The sequence below is a fragment of the Microbacterium galbinum genome (assembly GCF_023091225.1).
GTDB lineage: Bacteria > Actinomycetota > Actinomycetes > Actinomycetales > Microbacteriaceae > Microbacterium > Microbacterium galbinum.
Genome location: NZ_JAHWXM010000002.1, coordinates 102,812 through 126,735 on the forward strand (window position 1 = coordinate 102,812; position 23,924 = coordinate 126,735).

The following is a 23,924-nucleotide window of genomic DNA, read 5'->3' on the forward strand; positions in this document are numbered from 1 at the left end:
GTCGAGTCAATCACGGTGTCGGGTCGATCCCGCTGCGTCGCCGGCGGGCGAGCAGCGCGGCCCCTCCCCCGAGGAGCACTGCGGCGCTCGCGGCGAGGGCGATCGGGGCGATGGTCCCGGCGTCCGCTCCCGTGTCGGCCAGGCGGTCGCCCGGAGCGGTCGCCCCGCCGGACGGGGCCGCGACGATCTCGACCGGCACCCAACCGATGAGGGCGCCGTCGGTGGCGTAGACGGCGACGCGGTGCGCCCCGAGCGCGGCATCCGTCGGAACGATCGCCTGCACGATGCCGGCAGACGAGGCCGCGAGCGTGCCGAGGTGGGTGGGGTCGGAGAAGAGGTAGACGTCGACGGTTGCGCCGGCGAGGTCGGTCCCGAGCGAGAGATCGAAGGGCGCCCCCTGCGCGACGGTGGCCGGTGCGGTGACGGGGCCGCGGTTGTCGTCGGTGAGGTCGTCGGCCGACGGGGAGGCGGGCACCTCCGGGGCGACCGTCACGGTGAGCGTGGCGGGCTCGGTCGCGGACTCGCCCACGGCGTTGGTGAAGACCGCGCGATAGCGGGTGCCGGAGGCGGATGCCGGGACGGCGTCGATCGAGAGGGTGGGGGCGGCGGCATCCGGGATCGTCACCCAGTCACCGGCATCCGGCAGCTGCGTCTGCCAGATCACCGTGGGTTCGGGGGTTCCCGTCGCTGTGGCGGTGAAGGTCGCGGTCGCGCCCTCGGGGATCTCGGCATCCGACGGCTGCGTGACGATCTGCGGGGCGACGTCCTGCTGCTCCGGCAGGGAGGTTCCCGGAATGTCGGTGCCAGGCGCTGCGTAGATGAACCGCAGGCCGCGGCTGAACGCCGCTCCGATCACCGAGAGGTGGGTCTCGTCGTCGAAGATCGTGGCGCCCAGTTCGAGTCCGTCGTAAGCGCGGGCGGCGAGCGTGTGGGCGAAGCTCGTCATGTCGCTGGTCATCGGGAACCCGGAGGTCGTCTCCTCGAGCTCTCCGACCGAGAGGAAGACGCGCGCGTCGAGCGCGTCGTGCGTCTCGGCGTAGTCGGCCTCCATGTCGAGGATCGTGCGGTCGTCCCACCAGATCGAGGGGCTCGCGATGACGAACCGGTGGAAGAGTCCGTCGTTGTGGAGCAGCGCATAGGTGGCGAAGAGACCGCCGAAGGAATGGCCCATGAGTGCGCGGTCAGCGGGGTCGGCGCGGAACTCGCTCTCGATCTGCGGGACGAGTTCGGATCTCAGGAAGTCGAGGAACTCGGGAGCACCGCCGGTCGGCACGTCGGCCGTGATCTCGGTCGGGGTGAGATCGAGGGTGCGGCGCACTCCGGAGGCCGCGAAGCCCTGGCCGGGGTCGTCGTACCCGATGCCGACGACCATCGTGCCCGGCGCGTTCAATCGGGCGGTCTCGACCGCCATCCCGAACTCGGCGTTCGCATCGGTGACGTAAAGGACGCGGTGCGGATCGCCGTTCTCGTCGTAGTTCGCCGGGAGGGCGACCGAGATCTTGTAGTCGCGGCCGGCGGCGGAGGTGGTCGTCCACGTCTGGACGTCGCGGATGAAGTCGTCGGGGCTTTCGGCCGAGGCTGCGGCGGTGTAGGTGATGGGTGGGGAGGACGACGCGGGCGTGTCGGTCGCGGCGGCGAGCGCCAGGGTCGCGCCCGCCGTGAGTGCGATCGCGGTCGGGATGCCGAGCAGTCGGCGGAGGTCGAATCTCATGTCGTTTTCCCCTTCATCGGATGCCGCCGGATACCGCTGGATACCGCCGGTGGGAAGCCACGGTAGAGGTGGCTGCACTCGTCGGACATGTGAGGTCGGCCCAGAGCTGCGGTGCGGCGCTGTGGGGAACCTCCGGTCCGATTGGCGAAGATTCTTCGTCTATATGTTCGAATGTCGGTGGTCTGTGGTGGGCTGTTCGCATGACGGAACTGCTCGACGCAACGAACTCCCAGACGGCGATGATCGCCGATCTGGTGGGCTCGGTGCGGGCGGTCGAGGAGACGATCGCTCGGCTGTCAGCCGTGCGCGACGGGATGCTCGCCGTCGCCGCTCGCGTCGCGGTCGACATCGCACGGCAGGCGGCGCATCCCGATCACGGCGACATGGCCCTGCGGGCGGTGGCGGCGGAGATCGGGGCGGCAGTGCGGGCGAGCGACCGTACGATCGAGCGGCGGATGGACGAGGCATCGTGGGCGGTCGAGCGATTCGCCGAGGTGTGGGCGGCGCAGGGCGCGGGGCGGATCAGCGCCGCCCACGCCCGGGTCATCGTCGACGCGGGCGCACATCTGGACGACCCGGCCGATCGAGCGCGGTATGCGGCGCGAGCGGTGGAGGCGGCGGTGGTCGAGTCGCCGAACAGGCTGCGGCGGGTGGCGCGGCGGATCGCGGAGCAGTACCAGACCCGCACCGTCACCGAGCGTCACCGCGACGCGCGGGAGTTGCGGCGGGTGTGGGTGAAGGACCTCGACGACGGGATGGCCGAACTCGGGATGCTCGGGCCCGCCGTCCTCGTCCACGGAATCCACGACCGGCTGACGCGCATGGCGCGGACGATCACCGTGGAGAACGGGCGGGCACGGAAGGCGGCGAAGGGGACCGACACGGACCTCGGCTCCCCCACCGACACGGACCGCGACTCCGACACCCGCACGACCGATCAGCTGCGCGCCGACCTGCTCGCCGACATCGCACTCACCGGCGCTCCGACCGGGCACGACACGGAGGCGGGACTGCTCGGCGAGATCCGCGCGCGGGTCGAGGTCACCGTCCCCGTCTTCACCCTCATGGACGACGACACCGGCGGCCACAACGGCGGTAGCGCCTCCGGCGCACCCCCGGCAGAGCTCGACGGCCGCTCCCCCATCGACACCCGCACCGCACGCCTCCTCGCAGGCGACGCGACCGGATGGGAACGGGTGCTCACACACCCGATCACCGGCGCACTCCTCGCCGTCGACCGCTACCGCCCGTCGGATCAGCTCACCCGACACCTCCGGGCTCGCGATCAACGCTGCCGCTTCCCCGGCTGCAACATCGCCGCACGACGATGCGACATCGACCACACCCACGCCGCGTCCGACGGCGGTGAGACCTGCGCCACCAACCTCGCGCACCTCTGCCGACGACACCACACGCTCAAACACCACTCGCTCTGGCGCGTCCAACACCGACGCCCCAGGGAGGACGACGTCGGGCTCCATCTCGAAGGCGGACGAGCAGATCAGACCATCAGAACCACCGGCGATCTCGTCTGGACCAGCCCGACCGGAACGACCTACATCGACCGCCCGCCCGAGCAGAACACGGTCAGGTTCACCGACAGCCGGTGAATCGCCCTCCGGCGCGATGCCGTCAGATGCGCTGCCCTCCGGCGCGATGCCGTCAGCCACGACGCCGTCAGGCCCGATCCCGTCAGGCGCGACGCCATCAGGCACGACGCCGTCAGGCGCGACGCCATCAGGCGCGCTGCGCGACCTCGACGACGGTGTCGATTCCGCGGGCGGCGAGGGCGGCGGCATCCTGAGCGGTACGCGAGGTGACAACGGTCACGGGCTCGCCCTGCTCCCGCAGCTCGTGCCAGCGCTCGAACACCCGCCCGCCGGGGGCGAGGTCGGTGCGCGAGAGCGGAAGGTCATCGGCATCCACGTCGATCACGACGCCCACGGTGCGCGGCATGACCGGAGAGTCACCGGCACCCGCAGCATCCGCCCGCGCCTGAGCGACCAGCTCCGCGAACCGCCGACCCAGCGGCTTGACGACGTTCTCGGTGTCGAGCAGTCCGAGCGAGTACTCGAGATCCTTGTAGTCCCCGAGCGAGCGCGACACGTCATGCGAGCACCACCACGTGATGCCGTAGAGGCCCTCGGTGGTCAGCGCCGCCTCGACCGTGCGCGAGGCGAACTCGGGCATCTCGTCGTCGGCGAGATTCATCGACGGTGCACCCACCTCCTGCAGCCACACCTTGCGCTGCGGATCGGTCGCGAACGCCTTCGAGAGCTCGATCATCCACTCGGCGTGGCGAACCGACGGCGACGAGAGGCCGCCGTAGCGCGCCGCGGTGCCGTTGAAGATCCACGAATGCACCGTCGTGACATCACCGAGACGGGACGCGTGCTCGGGCAGGAACGGATGCCCGTCGCGGTACCAGAGGTGGTCGTTCTCGCTGTGCGCGATGAGGTGGCGCGGATCACGATCGCGCGGCGCCCCCAGCAGGCTCTCGAGCCAGTGCGTGATCTGCGCGCTCTCGGCGGGCATCGCGGCGGGGTTGGGCAGCTGGAACTGATTGAGCTCGTTGCCGAGCGTCAGACCGATGAGGTTCGGCTTGTCGCGCACTGCATCGTAGACCGCGGCGACGAGCGCCGCCTGCGCCTGGATCGCCTTCTCGTCGGTGAACATGTTGCCGTCGTGCCAGTTGACCAGCCACGCCGGCACGAAGTCGAAGCCCGACATGTGGCCCTGGATGACGTCGACAGCGATGTCGAGCTCGAACTCGGCCGCGATGTCGGCCACGAGAGCGATGTCGTCGAGCGCCTTGCGGCGGATGAGCGTCCGGTTCGGCTGCAGCACGGGCCACAGCGGGAACACCCGCACATGATCGAGCCCCAGCCCGGCGAGCGCCTCGAAGTCCGCGCGCACGACATCGGCGTCGATCCCCATCCACTGGAACATCCAGTCCTGGGAGGGCGTGTAGTTCGCCCCGAAACGCGGTGCATCGAAACGCGGAGCATCGGAGCGCGGAGTGTTGTCAGTCACTGATCTGTGGTCCTTCTCGATCGTGGGCAGGAAGTCTCGGGGATCGGGGATCATGCATCCGTCGGCGCGGGGCCGCTCGATTCGCGCACGATCAGGCGCCGCGCCGACACGCTCTGCGACACGACGTCCTCGCCGCTCACGAGCTGTGCGAGCAGCGCCACGGCGGTGCGAGCGCTCTCCTCGACCGGGGCGTCGAGCGCGGTGAGCCGCGGGCGCACCAGGCTCGAGACCCAGGAGTCCTCCCACGCGATCACCGACAGCTGCTCGGGCACGCGCACACCGATCTCGGGCGCATGCGCGACGATCTCGGCCGCGAGGGCCTCGCTGTCGACGAGCAGGGCCGTCGTCGCTTCGGCGCGCGCCAGCAGATCGGCCACCGGATCGGATGCCGCGCGCTCCCAGCGCAGCACGAGCGAGGTCATGCCGCGCTTCTCTGCGGCATCCACGAATCGACGATCACGATCGCGGGCGTGCACGAGACCGGGCGAATCGCTCACGCGCGCGACGGCGCGGTGGCCGAGACCGTGAAGGTGCTCGAGCACCTCCTCGTACGCGGCATCATCGTGCACGGTCACGGCCGGCACGGCGTCGTCGACCGGCGCTCCGAGCAGCACGGCGGGTGCGCCGAGCTCGCGAACGAAGCCGATGCGGGGGTCGTCGTCGCGGAGGTCGACGAGCAGGAACGCATCCACTCGCTGCTCGCTCCACCACTCGCGGTACACGCGCTCCTCGTCGTCGGCGCGCACGAGGGTGAGCGAGAGCGACCATCCGATCTCGGCGAGCGGTTCGGTCAGGCCCGCGATCAGCCGCATGAAGAAGGGATCGCGCTCGAACGTGTCGCCCGAGCGGGCGATCACGAGGCCGAGGCTGCGTCCACCCTGACCGCTGACCTTGCGGCTCGCGTAGTTCGGACGCCAGTGCAACTCGTCGGCCGCCTGACGGATGCGCGCGGCCGTCGCCGCAGACACGTTGGGCCGGCCGTTGAACACGTGCGACACGGCGGAGGGCGACACCCCGGCGCGCGCGGCGACCGCTGCGATCGTCGCGCGGGCGGGCTTCTTCTCGTTCGTCACCTTCTCGCTCACACCACCGAGATTAGGGTGTTGACCCTCCGTTGTAAAGCGGTATACATTAATCGCACGTTGACGTGTACCGCTTTACAAAGCGCGCCGCGACACATCCATCCGTAGCACTGCAGCTCTCAGGAGGGCTCATGACCGAAGGCATCAGCAGGCGCACCTTTCTCGGGGCGGTGATCGGAGGGGGCGTGATGATCCCCCTGCTCACCGGGTGCGGCCCCCTCATGCCGACGTCCAGCGCGGCCGGCTCGATCTCCGTGCACACCCAGCTCAGCGGCGCCGTCTCGGGCGCCCAGGTGTTCTCGGACGTCGTCGCCGCCTACTCGCGGGCGAACGATCGGCCCGTCGCCCTCCTCAAGAACGGCTCCGACCTGCCGATCGTCTTCGAGACCAGCTCGCTGGCCGGCAAGGAGGCCGACATCGCGATGGTCAACCTGCAGGGACGCACGCTCTCGTGGACCCGCCTCGGTGCCACCATCCCGGTGCAGGATCTGCTCGACGAGTGGGGCCTGCGCGACAAGATCATCCCTGAGGCGCTCGAGGAATGGACGGATGCCGAGGGCAACCTGCGGGCCTTCCCGTTCACTCGCACCAACTGGCCGGTCTCCTTCAACACGGGGCTCCTCGACGAGGCCGGCGTCGGCATGCCGACGAACTCGGACGAGCTGATCGCCGTGGCCGACGCGCTGCGCTCGAAGGGCATCGGCCCGGTGACCGTCGGGGGCTCCGACTGGAGCGGCCAGAAGATGTTCCTGCAGATCCTGCAGGGCTTCCTCACCCGCGACGAGGCGAAGAAGGCGTTCTCCTCCGGCAAGCTCTCGGAGTTCCCGGGCGCCGTGGCCGGCGTCGAGCACTTCGTCGAGCTGCGCGACGCGGGCGTGTTCGTCGACAACGTGCAGGGCTACACGTCCGACTCCGAACTCACCCAGTTCAACACCCGCAAAGCGGCGATCGTCCCGGCGATGTCGTCGGCGCTCGCCCTCGTGCCCGCCGAACGCGCGGCCGAGGTCACGGTCGGCGGCTGGCCCGCCCCGTCGCGCGGCGGCGTCGTCGCCCATCCCACCGTGATCCAGAGCTTCAACGGCCACGGCATCTGGATCAGCGCGAACGGCGCCGAGAAGCTCGACCTGCTGAAGCCTTTCATCCAGAACCTCTACACGCCCGAGGTCACGAGCGAGTTCATCCTCGGTTCCGGCCGCGACATGAGCCGGATCACCGATGTGGTCAGCCGCGACTTCCCCCTCGTCGCACAGGCCTCCCAGCTCACGACCGATCAGGTCACCCCGGTGATGCTGCCCGACCTGCTCATCCCCGACGCCGTCTTCGAGCCGATGATCCGCGCGACCGCGATGGCCTACGGCCGCGCCTCCGCCGACCAGATCATCGACACGTTCGAGAAGGCCTACGCCGCGGCCTGAGGGCCCGAGAGGACACCATGACCGCGCTCGCCCCCGCCCCCACGACCGAACAGCTCGTCACCGCCCTGCCCCCGAACCGACGCCCCCGTCGCTCGTCGTTGCGCGAGCGGTTCCCCGGCCTCGCCCTGCCGGCGCTCATCTGGTACGCCGTGTTCATGATCGGCCCCGTGGTCGCGATCTTCGTGATCTCGTTCCTGCGCTGGCCCGGCATGCTCGAGACACCGACCTTCGCGGGCTGGGACAACTTCCGCGCGGTGTTCGCCGATGCGACCTTCTGGGCCGCGCTCGGCAACTCCGCCATCCAGATCGTCGTCGGCCTGCCGATCATGATCATCCTCGCGTTCCTGCTCGCGTTCTACGTCGTGCAGAAGCCGCGCGGTCACCGCGTGCTCCGCTACCTGCTCTTCATCCCGGCCCTCATCTCCGCCCCGGCGACGGCGATGGTCTTCTACGCCATGCTCAACCCCGACGGCCTGATCAACGGCATCCTCGCTCCCCTGGGCCTGGGAGGGAACGCCTGGCTGGCCGACCCGAGCACGGCGCTCGGCGCGATCATCGCCGTCGAGCTCTGGAGCGGCATCGGCTACTCGGCGGTGCTGATCGCCGCGCGCCTCGACGGCGTCGACACCGAGATCGTGCAGGCCGCCCGTGTCGACGGCGCCGGAGACTGGCGGGTGGCGTGGCGCATGTACTGGCCGATCGCCCAGGACTTCATCGGCGTCGTGACGATGCTGCAGTTCCTGTCGCTGCTGTTCAACTCGGCCCAGACCGTGCTGCTGCTCACCCAGGGCGGCCCCGGTACCTCGACCATGACGCTGTCGTACCTCATCTACAGCAAGGCGTTCGTCGAGACGAACCTCGGCTACAGCCAGGCCGTCGGCGTCATCCTGTTCATCCTCGGACTGCTCGGCATGTGGCTGATCCGCCGCACGCTGCGCGCGACCCACTGACCGGACGAAGGAGCATCCCATGGCATCACGCACCGTCCTCCCCCTCCGCGACCGGGTCGGATCGATCACGAGCGGCACGCTGGCCTGGCTGTACGCGGCCATCCTGATCATCCCCTTCTACTACTTCATCGCGTCGTCGTTCAAGACGAACGAGGAGATCTTCGAGTCGCCCCTCGCGCTCCCCACGAGCTGGGACTTCTCGAACTTCACCACGGCGCTGCGCCAGGCCGATCTGGGCCTCGCGGTCGCCAACTCCGCCCTCACGACCGTGGCCGCGCTGATCCTGACGCTGCTCCTCGCGCTCCCCGCCGCGTTCGCGCTGGCCCGTGCCACCGGCAGGATCGGCCGCATCATCGAGACCGTCTTCAGCCTGGGCTTCCTGATCCCCTCGTTCGCCGCGCTGTTCCCGACCTTCCTGCTGGCGGCATCGCTCGGCCTGTTCCACACGCGCACCTTCGTGGTGCTGCTGCTCCCGGCGACCGCCCTGCCGCTGTCGATCGTCATCCTCACCGCCTTCATGCGCACCATCCCGCGCGAGCTCGAAGAGGCGGCGTCGATGGACGGCGCGACGACGCTGCAGGTGCTCCGCCAGGTCTACCTGCCGATCTGCATCCCCGGTATCGCGACCGTGCTGCTGCTGAACTTCCTCTCGTTCTGGAACGCGTACCTGTACCCGCTCATCCTCATCGGGCCCGACACCGCCCAGCGCACGATCCAGGTGGCGCTGCCGACCCTCAAGGTCGACGCGGGAACCGACTACGGTGTGCTGATGGCCGGAACCCTCCTGACCCTGCTCCCCGTCTACCTCGTCTACACCGTGCTGCAGAAGCAGATGCAGAAGGCGCTGGTCTCCGGGGCGATCAAGGGATGACGGGCTCTGCACATCTCCCCCTGCGCGAGCGCGTCGGGCAGATCAATCAGCGTCTCAAGGGCTGGGAAGCGGTGCGCTGGGTCGACGGCGCACCCCGCATCACCGACGTCCTGCGCCGCGAGGTCGACCGCTGGGGTGGGATCGGCGCGATCTACGGCGTGCTGCGCGCCGACCCGTGGTCACAGGTGCGGTGGAGCAACGGCATCCCGCCCGAGCGCAGCGCCGAGGCCTATCGGGCCGTGCAGGAGTACATCGTCACGCACGGCGCGGGCCTGCCGACGCTGTTCGTCGAGGAGGTGCCGCGCGGGCTCATGGCCCTCGGTGGCACGACCCTCCCCGTCAACCTGGCCCTGGGCGCGGGTATGGATCCCGCCCTCACCGAAGAGCTCGCGGCGCACGTCGCCGCCGAGACGCGCCTGCGCGGCACGCACGTCGCGCTGGTGTCGGGACTCGACGTGCTGCGCGACCCGCGCTGGGGCCGCGCCGAAGAGTGCTTCGGCGAGGATCCGGCGCTCGCCGCCCTGCTCGTCGAGGCGACGGTGCGCGGGATGCAGGGCACGGATGCCGCGGCTGCAGCATCAGCGATCGCCCCCGACCGCGTCGCCGTCGTCGCCAAGCACCTGGCGGCGCAGGGCGCGGGCATCGGAGGCCGCAACGGCTCCGGCGCACCGATCGGGCGCCGGGAGCTGGGCGAGATCCATCTGCGTCCGGCATACGCCGCCGCCCGGGCCGGGGTCGCCGGCTTCATGGCCGCGTACAACGACATCGACGGCATCCCCTGCAGTGCGAATCGTGAGCTCTTGACCGGCACGCTGCGCGAGGGGTGGGGCTGGGACGGCCTCGTGATGGCCGACGGCACCGCGATCGATCGTCTTCGCGACAGCGCCCCCGATCCGGCGACGGCCGCGGCGATCGCTCTCGCCGCGGGTGTCGACCTCAGCCTGTGGGACGAGGCCTTCACGCACGTCGAGGAGGCCGTCGATCGCGGCATCCTCGACGAAGGGGTCGTCACGCGGGCCGCCGACCGCGTGCTCGCACTCAAGCGCCGCCTCGGTCTGCTCGGGGAAGCCGACGTGCCGGCCGCGATTCCTGCCGACCCCGAGCGCGAGCGCGCGTTCCTCTCCCTCGCCGCGCGTGCCGCCGCCCAGTCCGTCGTCGTCGTGCACGACGCGGGGGCGCTCCCGCTTCCGGCTGCCGAAGATCGCGCGGATGCCGGCCCCGTGATCGCCCTCCTCGGACCGAACGCCTCGGACCTCGACGCCCAGCTCGGCGACTACACGCCCCCGCGTCCGGTCCCCGACCCGACCTCCTCCACCGTGCACTCCGCACTCGTCACCCGATACGGCGCGGAGCGGGTGCGCGTCGCGCAGGGCTCCACGCATCGCGGCGAACTCTCCGATCCCGCCGGCGCCCGGGATGCCGTGAGCGCAGCCCTCGACGGCGCCGACGTCGCCCTCGTGGTGCTCGGCGGTACGAGCCGCCGCAGCTACGACGACGAGTTCGCCGACAACGGCGCGATCGATGCGCCGGCACCCGACACCACCAACGGCGAGGGCGTGGATCTCGCGCACCTCGGGTTGCCGGACGCACAGCTCGCCCTGCTCCGCGCCGCACGCGCCTCGGGGGCACCTCGGGTGATCGCGGTCGTGATCGACGGGCGCCCGCGCCCGCTCGACGACGTCATCGCACTCTCGGATGCCGTGATCCTCGCGCCCTTCCCCGGTCCCGGCGGTGGAGAGGCGATCGTCACCGCCCTGACCACCGGTGTCGGCGGAGGCCTGCTGCCGGCGACGCTCCCCTCCGCCGACGGAGTGCTGCCGGTCGCGCACGACGAGCGCCGCGAGACGGCGCGCGGCTACCTCGATGCACGCCACCCCGCCGGAGTGCTCTTCGGCACCGGCACATCGTCGACGGTCGAGGTCCGTCTGCGCCCCGCTGCTCCCGGCGAGTCCCCCACCGTCTCGACCGCCGACCTGCGCAGGGGCGAGCGTGTCACGGTCCTGATCGACGTCGCGAACGCCTCGGCATCCGAGATCTCCCTCGCCGTTCCTCTCTACGGGCGGCGGCACGAGCGCGGCATCCGTCCCCGACGTCGGACGCTGCTGGCGGTGACCCGGGTGACCGTCGCAGCGGGCGGCCGCACCACGGCCCCGGTCGACCTCGGACTCGACGCGCTGGGCTCCTGGGCGAGCGGGCGGCCCGAGGCTCTGCCCGCTGAGATCCTCGCGTGGACGGCATCCGCGCACGATCCCACCCACGACGCGATCACGATCCGCATCACCGACGACGAGGGCCGCACCGGATGGACGAGCTGACGGCGTTCACGCCCGATGTCCGCACGCGGAATCTGATCGCGGACGCCGCCGACGGCGTGCGGCGCACCAGTGGTGAGCGCATCGGCGACCTCGTGGAGGCCGCCCTGCTGCGCACCCTCACCGAGACGGTGGGTATCGACCAGGAGGGGCGGGTGTTCATCATCACCGGCGACATCCCGGCGATGTGGCTGCGCGATTCCACGACGCAGCTCACCCCGTACCTGCGCTTCCTCGACCGGAGTCCGCAGCTCGCCGACCTGGTCGAGGGTGTGGTGCGTCGGCAGTTCGGATTCCTCGCGCACGACTCCTACGCCAACGCGTTCAACGACGGCCCCACCGGCGCCCACTACGACGCGGACGACGTCTGCGACGACCCCGAGGTCTGGGAGCAGAAGTACGAGGTCGACAGCGTCTGCTACCCGGTCTCGCTCGCCCACACGCTCTGGCGGCGCACCGGACGCACGTCGGTGTTCGACGACGGCACACATGCGGTCCTCCGTGTGATCGTCGATCAGCTCCGCGCCGAGCAGCACCACGAGGAGTCCGCGTACCGGTTCGAGCGCGACACCGCGATCCCCACCGAGACGCTCCCCCGCGGCGGTCGCGGCTCCGCCGTCGCGCACACGGGGATGACGTGGAGCGGATTCCGCCCCTCGGACGACGCGTGCACCTTCGGGTACAACGTCCCCGCGAACCTCTTCGCCGCCCAGGCGCTGCGCGCCCTCGCCGAGATCGCCCGCGAGGTGCTCCACGACGAGGTGCTCGCCGCCGACGCGCTCGCCCTCTCCGACGAGTTGCGAGCCGGTGTGAGTGCGCACGGCATCATCGACGGGCCCGACGGCGAGCCGATCTACGCGTACGAGGTCGACGGCCTGGGCGGCGCGCTCGTCATGGACGACGCGAACACCCCGTCGCTGCTGTCGCTCCCGCTGATCGCCCCCGAGGTGATCGACCGCGAGATCTGGGAGGCGACGCGTCACGTCGTACTGAGCCCCGCGAACCCGTACTGGTTCGCGGGCACCGCCCTCCGCGGCATCGGCAGCCCCCACACCCGCGAGAGGCGCGTCTGGCCGATCGCCCTCGCCGTCGAAGGGCTCGTCGGCACTGCCGACGACCGCACCCGCCTGCTGCGCATGATCGCCGAGACGGATGCCGGCACCGGGCACGTGCACGAGAGCATCGACGTCGACGATCCCGCCGTTTTCAGCCGCCCGTGGTTCTCGTGGGCGGAGTCGATGTTCTGCGAGCTCGCGCTGCAGGTCGCCGAGGACTGAGCACCCGACGCACTCGCACACCCGCGAACGCACGAACCGCCCGGGTCGGATGACCCGGGCGGTTGTGTACGTCTCGATAACGCTAATGTGTCATCGATGAATCATATGATCAGGCGGTGCAATTGGGGGCCCCCAGAGCAACCTTGGACAAGAAACCGGCCAGCGTGAATGGCCCAGCCCCCATGACAACGATGCCGAGCACCATTCCACCTGCAGTCTTTCCGAGCCAGATAACACACTGAACTTTATCTGCAGGCACGCTTGCCACCTCACCATTTCCGGAAAGGCTGATGCTATCTACCTGCTGTCCATTGATGTATTTCTGGAGGTAGGACCCCTTGCAATCGCTGAGCGGCGCCCCACTCGCCATGGAATACGACGACCCGTCAGTGCCGAGACAGATGTACTCGTATTCACCCGTTGACGCGGGCTGAACGGCAGCGGATGTAGGGGACTGAACAGCGGTCGGTTCACTCTGCGCGCTGGCGGCGCTCGGCGCGACCAAGGTCGACAATGCGACGACGACGGCGGCCCCCCAGCCAATCAATGATTTCTTCTTCATGATTCCTCCGATCTCACCTCTTTGTGCGGATCACCGTCTTCGCGGCGGTTCACCCTCGGTAGATTTCCAACCCGTACACCCTTTGTCAACCCATCGAATTTGTGGATAAATTCATCGGCGGAAAATATCACCTTGTACACCGACACCGCACCCACGCATGAGGACACAGCTCCTCCGGCGGTGAGTTTCCTCCATATTCGCAGCGCGGTCCTCACGCCAACGAGCCGCCCACCCGAGGGGTGGACGGCTCGTTGGCGAATTCGGAGAACGCTTACTGGTACGACTTCACGATCTCGAGCAGGCTCGGAACGTTGGCGTAGGCCTCGGCGGCGTTGTCCTTGGTGACGATCACCGGGTCAAGCAGGTACGAGTCGACGATCTTGGCGCCGTTGTCGTAGGACTCGGTGTCGTTGACGTCGACCTCCTCGCCCTTCTGGAGCTGCTCGACCATCTTGATGGCCTGCGCCACCAGGAGAGTCGTGTCCTTGTTGATCGTGGAGTACTGCACACCCTCCATGATCGACTTGACGGACTCGACCTCGGAGTCCTGACCCGTGACGACCGGAACCGGCTTGCCGGCCTGCTGCACCGAGGTGATGATGGCGCGTGCGAGCGTGTCGTTGGGCGAGAGGACGCCGTCGATGACGGTGTCACCGCTGTACGAACCGGTCAGGATCGTGTCCATGCGGTTCTGGGCGTTCTCCGGGAGCCATCCCTCCGTCGCCGTCTGGGCGATTTCCGTCTGACCGGAGACGACCTTCAGCGTGCCGTCGTCGATCTTCGGCTGAAGCACATCCATCGCGCCGTCGAAGAAGACGGACGAGTTGGCGTCCGTCGCCGCGCCGGAGAAGAGCTCGATGTTGTACGGAGCTTCGTGGCCCGCGTTCGCCTCGAGACCGTCCAGGAGCGCCTGCCCCTGCAGCTGGCCGACCTTGAAGTTGTCGAAAGCGACGTAGTAGTCGACAGCCTCGGTGTTCTCGATGAGACGGTCGTACGCGATCACGTACGCACCGGCATCCTTGGCCGCCTGCACCTGGGTGGCCAGCTGCTTGCCATCGTTCGCGCCGATGATGACGACCTTGGCACCGTTCTGCACCATGGCCTGGATCTGGTTCTGCTGTTCTGCGACCGTGTTGCTCGACGGCGCGTACTGCACGTCGGCCTTGAAACCCGCGGCTTCGAGTCCGTCGGTGAACAGCTTGCCGGCGAGCACCCAGTTCTCCGACGTCTTGTCGGGGAGTGCGACACCGATCGTCGAACCCGCTTCGAAGCCGCTGGTGGCCTCTTCGCCGCTGCCGGATCCGGTGTCACCGCCGCGCTCCGATGAGCAGCCGGTGAGGGCGAAGGCGCCCGCGACGACAAGCGCTGTCGCCGAAACAAGGATCTTCTTCATGTGATCTCTTTCTCTGGTGTGTGAAGGTCTGAACGCGCGTGGGCCACGCGATCGGACCCCTACTTTCCGCTCGTCTTGTCGACGGGTGGGGCTTGGTAGGTCTTGTTGGGCTCGAAGGTCTCTGTGGCGGGATCCACCTGACGGCCGAAGCGGCGCGTCATGAAACCGATGAGCGACGGGCGTCCCTGCTGCTTGTTCCAGACGTCGATGCCGACGGCGAGGAGCAGCACGATTCCCTTGACCATGGCGACGACGTCCGACCCCTGTCCGAGGAGGGCGAGGCCGTTGTTGAGGAACGCCATCACGAGTCCACCGATGATCGATCCGATCACGGTACCGATACCACCGGCGACGGCCGCGCCACCGATGAAGACCGAGGCGATCGCGTCGAGCTCCCAGCCGGTGCCGTCGTTCGGGCCGGAGGCCTGCGAACGGGCGACGAAGATCATTCCGGCGAGTGCCGCGAGCATCGACATGTTCATCATGACGAAGAAGTCGACCCAGCGGTCCTTGACGCCCGACAGGCGCGCGGCCTGGCGGTTGCCACCGACGGCGTAGATGTGACGACCGAAGACCGTCTTGCTCGTGATGAAGGTGTAGAGGATGACGAGGGCGAGGAGGATCAGACCCGGAACCGGGAAGCTCGTGCCCGGACGACCGGTCGCGAACATCCAGGCCGCGACGAGCACGACGAGCGAAAGGAGCACGACCTTGGTGATGCTCACCCAGAGGGGGGCGCTCTCCGATCCCATCTTGTGCTGCACGCGACGGGTGCGGATCTCGAAGAAGACCAGCCAGGCCACTGCCACGAGAGCGAGGAGCATCGTCGGGATGTTGAACGGCAGAGGCAATCCGATCTCCGGCAGATAGCCGGTACCGATGACCTGGAACCCCTTGGGGACGGGGATCGTCTGTGAGTCGCCGATGACCTGCTGCCAGCCGCGGAAGAGCAGCATGCCCGCGAGCGTCACGATGAACGCGGGAACTCCGACGTACGCCACCCACAAACCCTGCCAGGCGCCGACCGCGGCACCCACGGCCAGGCCGAGCAGGATCGCGAGCGGCCAGGGAAGGCTCCAGTCCTGCATGGCCTTCGCCACGATGATCCCGGTGAAGGCCGCCACGGATCCGACCGAGAGGTCGATGTGTCCCATGATGATGACCATCACCATGCCGATCGCCAGGATCAGGATGAACGAGTACTGGTTGATGACGTTGATCAGGTTGCCCGAGGTCAGCGTCGCGCCGTTGGGCCCGTTGCGGATGAGCGTCAGGATCTCGAACAGCACGATGATGACGATCAGGCTGCCGAGGATTCCGAACTGGCGCAGCGTCGAGGTGCCGCCGCCGCCGAACATCTTGGTGATGTCCTTGAAGTGGAACCCGCGCTTCGCGGTCGTGGTCTCGGTGGTCATGCGGATGCTTTCTGGGTAGCGGAGGTCATGCTGCGCATGAGGGCCTCGGGTGTCGCCTGGTCGGCCGGGATGCAGTCGGTGACCCGACCTTCGAAGACGGTGTAGATGCGGTCGGAGATGCCGAGCAGCTCGGGCAACTCGCTGGAGATCACGATCACGCCCTTGCCCTGCGCCGCGAGCTCGTTGATGATCGCGTAGATCTCGTACTTCGCGCCGACGTCGATGCCGCGGGTGGGCTCGTCGAGGATCAGCAGGTCGGGGTCGGTGAACATCCACTTCGCGAGGACGACCTTCTGCTGGTTGCCGCCCGACAGCTTGCCGACGCCCTCCTCGACCGAGGGGGTCTTGATGCGCAGCGCCTTGCGGTACTGGTCGGCGACCGCGAACTCCGCACGGTCGTCGACGACGCCGCGCTTGGTGATCTTCGAGAGCTTGGCGGCGACGACCGATCGCTTGATCGTGTCGAGCAGGTTGAGGCCCAGCACCTTGCGGTCCTCGCTCACGTAGGCGAGGCCGTGCTTGATCGCCGAGGCGACGTCGGGCAGGGAGATCTCCTGCCCGTCCTTGACCATGGTGCCGCCGAGGAACGTGCCGTAGGAGCGTCCGAACATGCTCATCGCGAACTCGGTGCGTCCGGCGCCCATGAGTCCGGCGATGCCGACGACCTCACCACGGCGCACGTTGAGGCTGGAACCCTTGACGACCATGCGCTCGGAGACGGTCGGATGCTGCACCCACCAGTCCTTGACCTCGAAGAACACCTCGCCGATCTCGGGGGTGCGGTCGGGGTAGCGGCTCTCGAGCGAGCGACCGACCATGCCGCGGATGATGCGATCCTCGTTGATCTCGCCGCGCGAGATGTCGAGGGTCTCGACCGTGCGGCCGTCGCGGATGATCGTGATCTCGTCGGCGATCTGCTCGATCTCGTTGAGCTTGTGGCTGATCATGATCGACGCGATGCCCTTGGCCTTGAGGCCGAGGATCAGGTCGAGCAGGTGCTGCGAGTCGTTCTCATTGAGCGCGGCGGTCGGCTCGTCGAGGATGAGCAGCTTGACGTCCTTGTTGAGCGCCTTGGCGATCTCGATGAGCTGCTGCTTGCCGACGCCGAGGGTCTTGATCTGCACGTCGGGGTCTTCATTGAGACCCACGCGGGCGAGCAGCTCGGTGGCGCGCTTCGTCTGCGCCTGCCAGTCGATCGTGCCGAAGCGGCGGATCTCGTTGCCGAGGAAGATGTTCTCGGTGACCGAGAGCTCGGGGATGAGCGCGAGCTCCTGGTGGATGATGGCGATGCCGGCGGCTTCGCTCGCCGCGATGTCCTTGTAGCGCTGCTCTTCGCCGTAGAGCAGGATCTCTCCGTCGTAGGTGCCGTACGGGTACACCCCCGACAGCACCTTCATGAGCGTCGACTTCCCGGCACCGTTCTCGCCGCAGATCGCATGGATCTCGCCGGCGCGGACAGTGATCGAGACGTCGGCGAGAGCCTTGACCCCCGGGAACTCCTTGGTGATGTTCTTCATCTCCAGGATCGGGCCAGACACGGTAGGCAACGTTGCTGTGGTGCTCACGGATCTTCCTCGCGACGTGCGGTCACCTTCGATGTGACCGTTCACATTGGTACATACAACTCCGGCGCACCGGGCCTGTCAAGTCCGGCGCGGATTTTCGTGTCGCTACCGTGACCTGCGCGGCGCGTGGGGCCCCGCGGACTCGCGATCGCGCACCGTGGTCTGGATCGGACCGAACTCCGGAGCCTGCTCCCCGCGGATCTGCGCGAGCAGGATCTTCACCGCGCGACGGCCCAGTTCGGGGAAGTCCTGGTGCACCGTGGTGAGGGTCGGTGCCACGTGCGCGGCCACCGGTACGTCGTCGAATCCGACGACGCTGATGTCGTCGGGTACGCGCACCCCGGCATCGCGGAACCCGTGCATGAGCCCGATCGCCATGAGGTCGTTCGCCGCGAACACCGCCGTGAAGTCGCGCCGGCGCGACAGTTCCTGCCCGGCGAAGTAGCCGAAGTCCGCGGTCCAGTCGCCGCGGATCGGCGGGAAGGTCGGCAGATCGGCCTCGCGCAGGCCGTCGAGGTATCCGCGCATACGCGACTCCGCCTCGATCCAGTCCTGCGGGCCGGCCAGATGCAGGATGTCGCTGTGCCCGAGGCGGATGAGATGCTCGGTCGCGGCTCGCGCCCCAGCGACCTGATCCGCCGACAGACTCACCCCGTCCGACCCCGACGCGGTCTGCAGCGTCACGAACGGGAAGTCGACCGCCATCCCCCGCAGCACGTGGAACACGCGCACCTGAGGAGCGAGCACCACGATTCCGTCGACCTGTTCGCGTGCGAGCTGGCGCACGGCGCTGCCGATCGCCTCCGGCGTGGTCGCCGCGAGGTTGAGCGTCGAGACCGAGTACCCCTCCTCGCGAGCGGCATCCTCGATGCTCGCGATCGACGAGGTCGGCCCGAACTCCCCGATCGTGGCCGAGAGCACGCCGAGCATGTTCGATCTGCTCGTGACGAGCGCACGGGCGGCGAGATTCGGGCGGTAGTCGAGCACCGAGATCGCGTCGAGCACCTTCGCCTTCGTCTCGGGGCGGATGCTCGGATGATCGTTGAGCACGCGGGAGACGGTCTGATGCGAGACCCCGGCGAGACGGGCGACATCGCGGATGCTGGGCATCCGGGCGCGCTCGGAGGCAGTGGACATCACGGCCTCCTTGCATGTGCACCCTTATGTGCACGGTCACATCGTACGTACATTATGACCCTGAGCGCACGAAAGCGCCTAGCGCGGGAACGGAGCGCGGGTCGGGAATCGGGTCAGACCAGGATGCGCGCGCCCGGCACGGGGCCGTGCACGTGGAGCGCTTCCCGACCCGCCTGCTGCAGCGCGGTCTGCACCGCCTGCGCGGACTCCGGATCACCGCACAGGAGGGCGACCGTGGGTCCGGAGCCCGACACGATGCCGTGGAGCGCACCCGCGCGGATGCCGCGCCGGATCGTCTCCTCGAGGTCGGGACGCCGGTGCACCGCGGCCGCCTGCAGATCGTTGTGCAGGCTCGCCGCCAGCTGCACCGCATCGCCCGACCGGAGCGCCTGCAGCACGGGGATCGGCACGTCGAGGCTCGACGGCGGATCGTCGGCGAGCGCCCCCTCCTCCTCGCGGAGCAGGTCGAGCTGCTCGTACACGGCGGGGGTCGAGAGGCCTTCGTCGCTGGTGACCAGCACCCAGTCGAACCGGCCGCGGGCGAGCGCGGGGTTGAGCTGATCGCCGCGCCCCGTGCCGACGGCGGTGCCCCCGTGCAGGGCGAAGGGCACGTCGGCCCCGAGCCGCGCAGCCAACTCGTGCAGCCGCGCGGGCGAGAACCCGGTGCCCCACAGTGCATCGCACGCCACGAGGGCGGCTGCGGCATCCGCCGATCCCCCGCCCATGCCGCCGGCGACGGGCACGCTCTTGCGGATCTCGAGCGCCACTCCCCCGTGGTAGTCGGCGGCGGCGGCGAGCAGCTTCGCCGCACGCATCGCGAGGTTGCGGTCGTCGAGCGGAACGGCATCCGCGTCCACCGCTCCTCGAACCGTCACCGAAAAGTCGTCCGCCGCCCGTGCGATCACGTCCTCGTACAGCGACACCGCCTGGAAGACGGTCGCGAGGGCGTGATACCCGTCGTCGTGGCGCCCGCCGACCCCGAGGAAGACGTTGATCTTCCCCGGGGCGCGGACGTGCACCCGATCGACGGACGCGGCAGAGCTCATCGGCTCACAGCTCCGAGGACTTCGCCCACAGGTTGACGTCGACCTTGCCCGAGAGGGAGTCGATGCGGGCGAGCTGCTCGGAGGTGAACTCCGGACCGTTCACCGCGGCGATGTTCTCGTCGAGCTGCGAGACGCGCGAGGCGCCGATCAGCGCCGAGGCGACGACCGGGTTGCGCAGCGTCCACTGCAGGGCGAGCTGGGCGAGCGACTGTCCGCGTTCCTTCGCCACCTCGTTCAGGTCGCGCAGGGTCTGCACGGCCTCGTCGCTCAGACGCCCCTCGGGCAGCGAGCCGCGCTTCTGCGCGCGATCGGCCGTGCCGTCGCCGAGGTACTTGTCGGTGAGCAGGCCCTGGGCGAGTGGGGTGAACGCGATCGCACCGAGGCCGTTCTGCGTGAGGGTGTCGTCGAGGCCGTCCTCGACCCAGCGGTTGAGGATCGAGTACGCGGGCTGGTGGATGACGAGCGGGGTGCCCAGTTCCTTCGCGACGGCGACGGCCTCGGCCGTGCGCTCGGCGCTGTACGAGGAGATGCCCACGTAGAGCGCCTTGCCCTGGCGGACAAGGGTGTCCAGCGCTGCGACGGTCTCGGTGATCGGGGTGACCGGGTCGACGCGGTGCGAGTAGAAGATGTCGACGTAGTCGAGGCCCATGCGCGTGAGCGACTGCTCGGCGCTCGCGAGGATGTACTTGCGGCTCGCGAAGTCTCCGTAGGGCCCGGGCCACATGTCCCACCCGGCCTTCGACGAGATGATGAGCTCGTCGCGGTACGGGCGGAAGTCCTCGGCGAAGATGCGACCGAAGTTCTTCTCGGCCGAGCCGTAGGGCGGGCCGTAGTTGTTGGCGAGGTCGAAGTGCGTGATGCCGCGGTCGAACGCGTGGCGCAGCAGTGCGCGCTGGTTGTCGAGCGGGATGTTGTCGCCGAAGTTCCACCACAGGCCGAGCGAGATCGGCGGAAGGTACAGGCCGGACGAGCCGACCTGGCGATAAGCGAACTCGCTGTAGCGGCCGTCGGCGGCGGCGTACGGGCGGTGCAGTTCGGGGACGTTCGGGCTGAAGCGGGGCGAGTCGGTCACGGTGCCAGATTAGTCGTTGCGGCCTGCGCGGCGATCCTCTGGTAGTCATCGACCGTAAGATCCTCGCCCCGGGCGGTCGGCGCGACACCGGCGGCGGTCAGGACCTCGGATGCCGCGGCCGAGCTGCCGAAGATCCCCGACAGCGCCTGGCGCAGCATCTTGCGGCGCTGGTTGAACGCGGCATCCACGATCTGGAACGTGCGGCGGCGCTCGTCCTCGCTCCCCCGCTCGCCCTCGGACCGGTCGAAGCCGACCAGCAGGCTGTCGACGTTGGGCACCGGCCAGAAGACCTGGCGCGAGACGTTTCCGCTGAGCTTCCACTCGCCGTACCAGGCGGCCTTCACGCTCGGAGAACCGTAGATCTTCGACCCCGGCTTCGCGGCGAGACGCTCGGCGACCTCGGCCTGCACCATCACGACGCCGCGCTGCAGGTAGGCGAAGTTCTCGAGGAAGTGCAGCAGCACCGGCACCGAGACGTTGTACGGGAGGTTGGCGACGAGCACCGTCGGCTCTCCCGGCAGCTCGGTGATGCGCAGGGCATCGGCATCCACGACGGTCAGCATGCCCTCGGGAACGCCGCGCTCCGCGGCGGTCTGCGGCAGGCGGGCGGCGAGCCGGTGATCGATCTCGACGGCGGTGACCTTCGCCCCCGCTTCGAGGATCGCGAGCGTCAACGACCCGAGGCCGGGTCCGACCTCGACGACCCGCTCCCCCGGCTGCACGCGCGCGGCGTGCACGATCTTGCGCACCGTGTTGGCGTCGACCACGAAGTTCTGGCCGAGCTTCTTGGTGGGGGTGACGTCGAGCTCGGCGGCGAGGCGGCGGATCTCGGTGGCGCCGAGCAGGGTGACGGTCATTGCTCCATTCTCCCCTACGGCGGACGATGTCCCCGGCTCCCAGTACTCTCGGGTGGTGCCCACCCTCGGAGAACTCATCGCCCCGCGCCGCATGGGGCGCGATTTCCGGTGGCTGCTGGCATCGTCGTGGACCAGCAACGTCGGCGACGGCGTCGCTCTCGCGGCCGCTCCCCTGCTGATCGCCTCGATGACCTCGTCGCCGATCCTCGTCGCGGCCGGCGCCATCCTGCAGTTCCTCCCGTGGCTGCTCTTCGGCCTGCACGCGGGAGCGATCGCCGACCGCTTCGACCGGCGGCGACTGGTGATGCTCGCCAACGCCGCCCGCGCCGTCGTCCTCGCCGCGTTGTGCGTCTTCCTCGTGACCGGTACCGCCAACATCTGGATCGTGCTGGCGGTGGCCTTCCTCTACGGCACGGCCGAGGTCTTCGTCGACACCGCGGGCAGCACGCTGCTGCCGATGCTGGTGCAGCCCGCCGATCTCGGCATCGGCAACGCACGGCTGCAGGCGGGCTATCTCGTGGCCAACCAGTTCGCCGGCCCGCCGCTCGGCGCCTTCCTCTTCGCGGCAGGCAGCGCCTGGCCGTTCCTCGTCGAGATCGTCTGCGTGCTCGCAGCCGTCGTGCTGATCTCGCGCCTGGCCCGAACCCCGGTGCCCCCGCGTGAGAGCGCCGACGGCGGCGGCTCCGCGCACCCTCCCGTGCACACCGACATTGCCGAGGGTCTGCGGTGGCTGTGGCGCAACCCTCCGGTGCGGATGCTGGTGCTCATCATCCTGCTCTTCAACGTCACCTGGGCCGCGCCCTGGGGTGTGCTCGTGCTCTACGCGACCGAGCACCTGCACATGGGAGCGGTGGGCTACGGAGCGCTCACCACGGCCTCGGCCGTCGGCGGCATTCTCGCGACGCTGAGCTTCGGGTGGCTGGAGCGGCACATCTCGTTCGCGAGCCTCATGCGCATCGTGCTGACCCTCGAGGTGCTCATGCACCTGGCCTTCGCACTCACCACCGTGGGGTGGGTGGCGCTCGTGATCATGTTCTTCTTCGGCGCCTACGCCTTCGTCTGGGGCACGATCTCGACCACCGTGCGCCAGCGGCTCGTGCCCGCCGAACTGCAGGGCCGCGTCGCCTCGGTGAACATGGTCGGCGTGTTCGGGGGCATGGTGATCGGCCAGGCCCTCGGCGGCGTGATCGCCGAGATCTGGGGCCTCACGGCTCCGTGGTGGTTCGCCTTCGCCGGAGCGGCGCTGACCCTGCTGTTCGTTTGGAAACCGATCAGCGCGATCGTTCAGGCAAGGCCAGTCTCACAGGACGACCCGGCTCAGCCCTCGAACGAGCCGTAGACCCGCTGCGTGTTCGCGGCGATCCGCGCACAGAGCTCGTCGACCTCGAGATCGAGTTCGGCGGCCATGAAGCGCACCGTGATCGGCACGAGGTACGGCGCGTTCGGCCGTCCGCGCAGCGGCACGGGAGTGAGGAAGGGGGCATCCGTCTCGACCAGGATGCGGTCGAGGGGCGTGACCTTCAACGCATCGCGCAGGTTCTGTGCGTTCTTGAACGTCACGTTGCCGGCGAACGACAGGTAGTACCCGGCGTCGGCGCAGACGCGGGCCATCGCGTCATCGCCCGAGAAGCAGTGGAACACCGTCGTCTCGGGCGCGCCGACCCGCGTCAGCGTCTCGAGCACCGCATCGTGCGCATCGCGATCGTGGATCTGCATCGCGATGCCGTGCTTCTTCGCGATCGCGATGTGCGCCTCGAACGAGGCGTGCTGCGGGCCCCGGCGTTCGGGCTCGGTGCGGAAGAAGTCGAGGCCGGTCTCGCCGACGGCCCGCGTGCGCGGGTGCGCGGCGAGCTCGTCGATCACCGCGATGGCCTCGTCGAGGCGCCCCTCGTCGGCGTAGGTGGGCGCGTCGTTCGGGTGGATCGCGACCGCGGCGAGCACACGGGGATCGGATGCCGCGGCATCGACCGCCCAGCGCGACGACTCGATATCTCCCGAGGACTGCACGACGCCGGCGATCCCGACCGCCTGCGCGCGATCGAGCTGCTCGCCGAGCGTCAGCGGCTCATCGCCGTCGACGATGTCGAGGTGCGCGTGGTTGTCGTACACGGGCACCGCGAGCGGCTCGGGAGCCGCCGGATACCGCAGATCCTTGCGCCCGTCGTTGCTTCGCTGCTGCACGTACGTCATGCTCGCGCGCCCCTCCTGTTCAGGCGGTCGTCGATT

At 69.0% G+C, this 23,924-nt stretch carries 19 protein-coding genes; 7 read left to right on the forward strand and 12 right to left on the reverse strand.

Going from position 1 to position 23,924, the window contains the following annotated elements:
- Positions 1–10: 10 nt before the first annotated feature.
- Positions 11–1,711: an alpha/beta hydrolase-fold protein gene (locus KZC52_RS14595; RefSeq protein ID WP_247624868.1), complete on the reverse strand. Its 1,701-nt coding sequence runs from the start codon at positions 1,709–1,711 to the stop codon at positions 11–13.
- 200 nt (positions 1,712–1,911) lie between these two features.
- Here KZC52_RS14595 and KZC52_RS14600 point away from each other — a divergent pair, with 200 nt between their 5' ends.
- Positions 1,912–3,321 carry an HNH endonuclease signature motif containing protein gene (locus tag KZC52_RS14600; protein ID WP_247624869.1) on the forward strand — a complete coding sequence of 470 codons (1,410 nt, stop codon included), beginning with the start codon at positions 1,912–1,914 and terminating at the stop codon, positions 3,319–3,321.
- A 127-nt stretch (positions 3,322–3,448) separates the two neighbouring features.
- Here the strand turns inward: KZC52_RS14600 and KZC52_RS14605 are convergent, their stop codons facing one another.
- Entirely contained in the window at positions 3,449–4,744 is a 1,296-nt protein-coding gene (locus KZC52_RS14605) for a glycoside hydrolase 5 family protein (RefSeq protein WP_247624870.1), read from the reverse strand.
- Positions 4,745–4,794: 50 nt separating this feature from the next.
- On the reverse strand, positions 4,795–5,829 hold the full coding sequence (locus tag KZC52_RS14610) for a LacI family DNA-binding transcriptional regulator (protein WP_247624871.1): 1,035 nt from the start codon (positions 5,827–5,829) through the stop codon (positions 4,795–4,797).
- Between the two features lie 128 nt (positions 5,830–5,957).
- Between KZC52_RS14610 and KZC52_RS14615 the strand changes: the two genes are divergently transcribed.
- Genes KZC52_RS14615 through KZC52_RS14635 form a run of 5 tightly spaced genes read left to right on the forward strand, consistent with a single transcriptional unit; the run spans position 5,958 to position 12,651 of the window.
- Positions 5,958–7,241, forward strand: coding sequence for an ABC transporter substrate-binding protein (locus KZC52_RS14615; protein WP_247624872.1), 1,284 nt, complete (start codon positions 5,958–5,960; stop codon positions 7,239–7,241).
- Between the two features lie 17 nt (positions 7,242–7,258).
- Entirely contained in the window at positions 7,259–8,191 is a 933-nt protein-coding gene (locus KZC52_RS14620) for a carbohydrate ABC transporter permease (protein WP_247624873.1), read from the forward strand.
- A gap of 19 nt (positions 8,192–8,210) precedes the next feature.
- On the forward strand, positions 8,211–9,062 hold the full coding sequence (locus KZC52_RS14625; RefSeq protein WP_247624874.1) for a carbohydrate ABC transporter permease: 852 nt from the start codon (positions 8,211–8,213) through the stop codon (positions 9,060–9,062).
- The gene (locus KZC52_RS14630; RefSeq protein WP_247624875.1) at positions 9,059–11,377 is read left to right on the forward strand and encodes a glycoside hydrolase family 3 protein; all 2,319 of its coding nucleotides are present in this window, start codon (positions 9,059–9,061) and stop codon (positions 11,375–11,377) included. Before KZC52_RS14625 ends, KZC52_RS14630 begins: the two co-directional genes overlap by 4 nt.
- On the forward strand, positions 11,365–12,651 hold the full coding sequence (locus KZC52_RS14635) for a glycoside hydrolase family 125 protein (protein ID WP_247624876.1): 1,287 nt from the start codon (positions 11,365–11,367) through the stop codon (positions 12,649–12,651). Before KZC52_RS14630 ends, KZC52_RS14635 begins: the two co-directional genes overlap by 13 nt.
- 109 nt (positions 12,652–12,760) lie before the next feature.
- On the opposite strand, the gene KZC52_RS14640 is transcribed toward KZC52_RS14635, so the two are convergent.
- The 8 genes from KZC52_RS14640 to rsmA form a co-directional block, all read right to left on the reverse strand.
- Positions 12,761–13,213, reverse strand: coding sequence for a hypothetical protein (locus tag KZC52_RS14640; protein WP_247624877.1), 453 nt, complete (start codon positions 13,211–13,213; stop codon positions 12,761–12,763).
- 271 nt (positions 13,214–13,484) lie between these two features.
- The gene (locus KZC52_RS14645) at positions 13,485–14,606 is read right to left on the reverse strand and encodes a substrate-binding domain-containing protein (RefSeq protein WP_247624878.1); all 1,122 of its coding nucleotides are present in this window, start codon (positions 14,604–14,606) and stop codon (positions 13,485–13,487) included.
- A 59-nt stretch (positions 14,607–14,665) separates the two neighbouring features.
- Entirely contained in the window at positions 14,666–16,021 is a 1,356-nt protein-coding gene (mmsB, locus tag KZC52_RS14650) for a multiple monosaccharide ABC transporter permease (RefSeq protein ID WP_247624879.1), read from the reverse strand.
- Positions 16,018–17,631, reverse strand: coding sequence for a multiple monosaccharide ABC transporter ATP-binding protein (mmsA, locus tag KZC52_RS14655; protein WP_443677134.1), 1,614 nt, complete (start codon positions 17,629–17,631; stop codon positions 16,018–16,020). Before mmsA ends, mmsB begins: the two co-directional genes overlap by 4 nt.
- A 60-nt stretch (positions 17,632–17,691) precedes the next feature.
- Positions 17,692–18,723, reverse strand: a complete 1,032-nt coding sequence (locus tag KZC52_RS14660; protein ID WP_247624880.1) for a LacI family DNA-binding transcriptional regulator — start codon at positions 18,721–18,723, stop codon at positions 17,692–17,694.
- Positions 18,724–18,836: 113 nt separating this feature from the next.
- Positions 18,837–19,769 carry a 4-(cytidine 5'-diphospho)-2-C-methyl-D-erythritol kinase gene (locus tag KZC52_RS14665; RefSeq protein WP_247624881.1) on the reverse strand — a complete coding sequence of 311 codons (933 nt, stop codon included), beginning with the start codon at positions 19,767–19,769 and terminating at the stop codon, positions 18,837–18,839.
- Between the two features lie 4 nt (positions 19,770–19,773).
- Entirely contained in the window at positions 19,774–20,841 is a 1,068-nt protein-coding gene (gene mgrA, locus KZC52_RS14670; RefSeq protein ID WP_308194264.1) for an L-glyceraldehyde 3-phosphate reductase, read from the reverse strand.
- On the reverse strand, positions 20,838–21,698 hold the full coding sequence (gene rsmA / locus KZC52_RS14675) for a 16S rRNA (adenine(1518)-N(6)/adenine(1519)-N(6))-dimethyltransferase RsmA (protein WP_247624882.1): 861 nt from the start codon (positions 21,696–21,698) through the stop codon (positions 20,838–20,840). Before rsmA ends, mgrA begins: the two co-directional genes overlap by 4 nt.
- A gap of 55 nt (positions 21,699–21,753) precedes the next feature.
- Here rsmA and KZC52_RS14680 point away from each other — a divergent pair, with 55 nt between their 5' ends.
- Positions 21,754–23,037 carry an MFS transporter gene (locus KZC52_RS14680; RefSeq protein WP_247624883.1) on the forward strand — a complete coding sequence of 428 codons (1,284 nt, stop codon included), beginning with the start codon at positions 21,754–21,756 and terminating at the stop codon, positions 23,035–23,037.
- Here the strand turns inward: KZC52_RS14680 and KZC52_RS14685 are convergent.
- Positions 23,016–23,888: a TatD family hydrolase gene (locus tag KZC52_RS14685; RefSeq protein ID WP_247624884.1), complete on the reverse strand. Its 873-nt coding sequence runs from the start codon at positions 23,886–23,888 to the stop codon at positions 23,016–23,018. The two genes, KZC52_RS14680 and KZC52_RS14685, sit on opposite strands and share 22 nt — an antisense overlap.
- Positions 23,889–23,924: the final 36 nt, after the last annotated feature.

Coding starts and splice junctions, on each gene's coding strand:
- KZC52_RS14595 (WP_247624868.1), bottom strand. CDS start 1,711: ATGAGATTCGACCTCCGCCGACTGCTCGGCATCCCGACCGCGATCGCA.
- KZC52_RS14600 (WP_247624869.1), top strand. CDS start 1,912: ATGACGGAACTGCTCGACGCAACGAACTCCCAGACGGCGATGATCGCC.
- KZC52_RS14615 (WP_247624872.1), top strand. CDS start 5,958: ATGACCGAAGGCATCAGCAGGCGCACCTTTCTCGGGGCGGTGATCGGA.
- KZC52_RS14620 (WP_247624873.1), top strand. CDS start 7,259: ATGACCGCGCTCGCCCCCGCCCCCACGACCGAACAGCTCGTCACCGCC.
- KZC52_RS14625 (WP_247624874.1), top strand. CDS start 8,211: ATGGCATCACGCACCGTCCTCCCCCTCCGCGACCGGGTCGGATCGATC.
- KZC52_RS14630 (WP_247624875.1), top strand. CDS start 9,059: ATGACGGGCTCTGCACATCTCCCCCTGCGCGAGCGCGTCGGGCAGATC.
- KZC52_RS14635 (WP_247624876.1), top strand. CDS start 11,365: ATGGACGAGCTGACGGCGTTCACGCCCGATGTCCGCACGCGGAATCTG.
- KZC52_RS14640 (WP_247624877.1), bottom strand. CDS start 13,213: ATGAAGAAGAAATCATTGATTGGCTGGGGGGCCGCCGTCGTCGTCGCA.
- KZC52_RS14645 (WP_247624878.1), bottom strand. CDS start 14,606: ATGAAGAAGATCCTTGTTTCGGCGACAGCGCTTGTCGTCGCGGGCGCC.
- mmsB (WP_247624879.1), bottom strand. CDS start 16,021: ATGACCACCGAGACCACGACCGCGAAGCGCGGGTTCCACTTCAAGGAC.
- KZC52_RS14660 (WP_247624880.1), bottom strand. CDS start 18,723: ATGTCCACTGCCTCCGAGCGCGCCCGGATGCCCAGCATCCGCGATGTC.
- KZC52_RS14665 (WP_247624881.1), bottom strand. CDS start 19,769: ATGAGCTCTGCCGCGTCCGTCGATCGGGTGCACGTCCGCGCCCCGGGG.
- rsmA (WP_247624882.1), bottom strand. CDS start 21,698: ATGACCGTCACCCTGCTCGGCGCCACCGAGATCCGCCGCCTCGCCGCC.
- KZC52_RS14685 (WP_247624884.1), bottom strand. CDS start 23,888: ATGACGTACGTGCAGCAGCGAAGCAACGACGGGCGCAAGGATCTGCGG.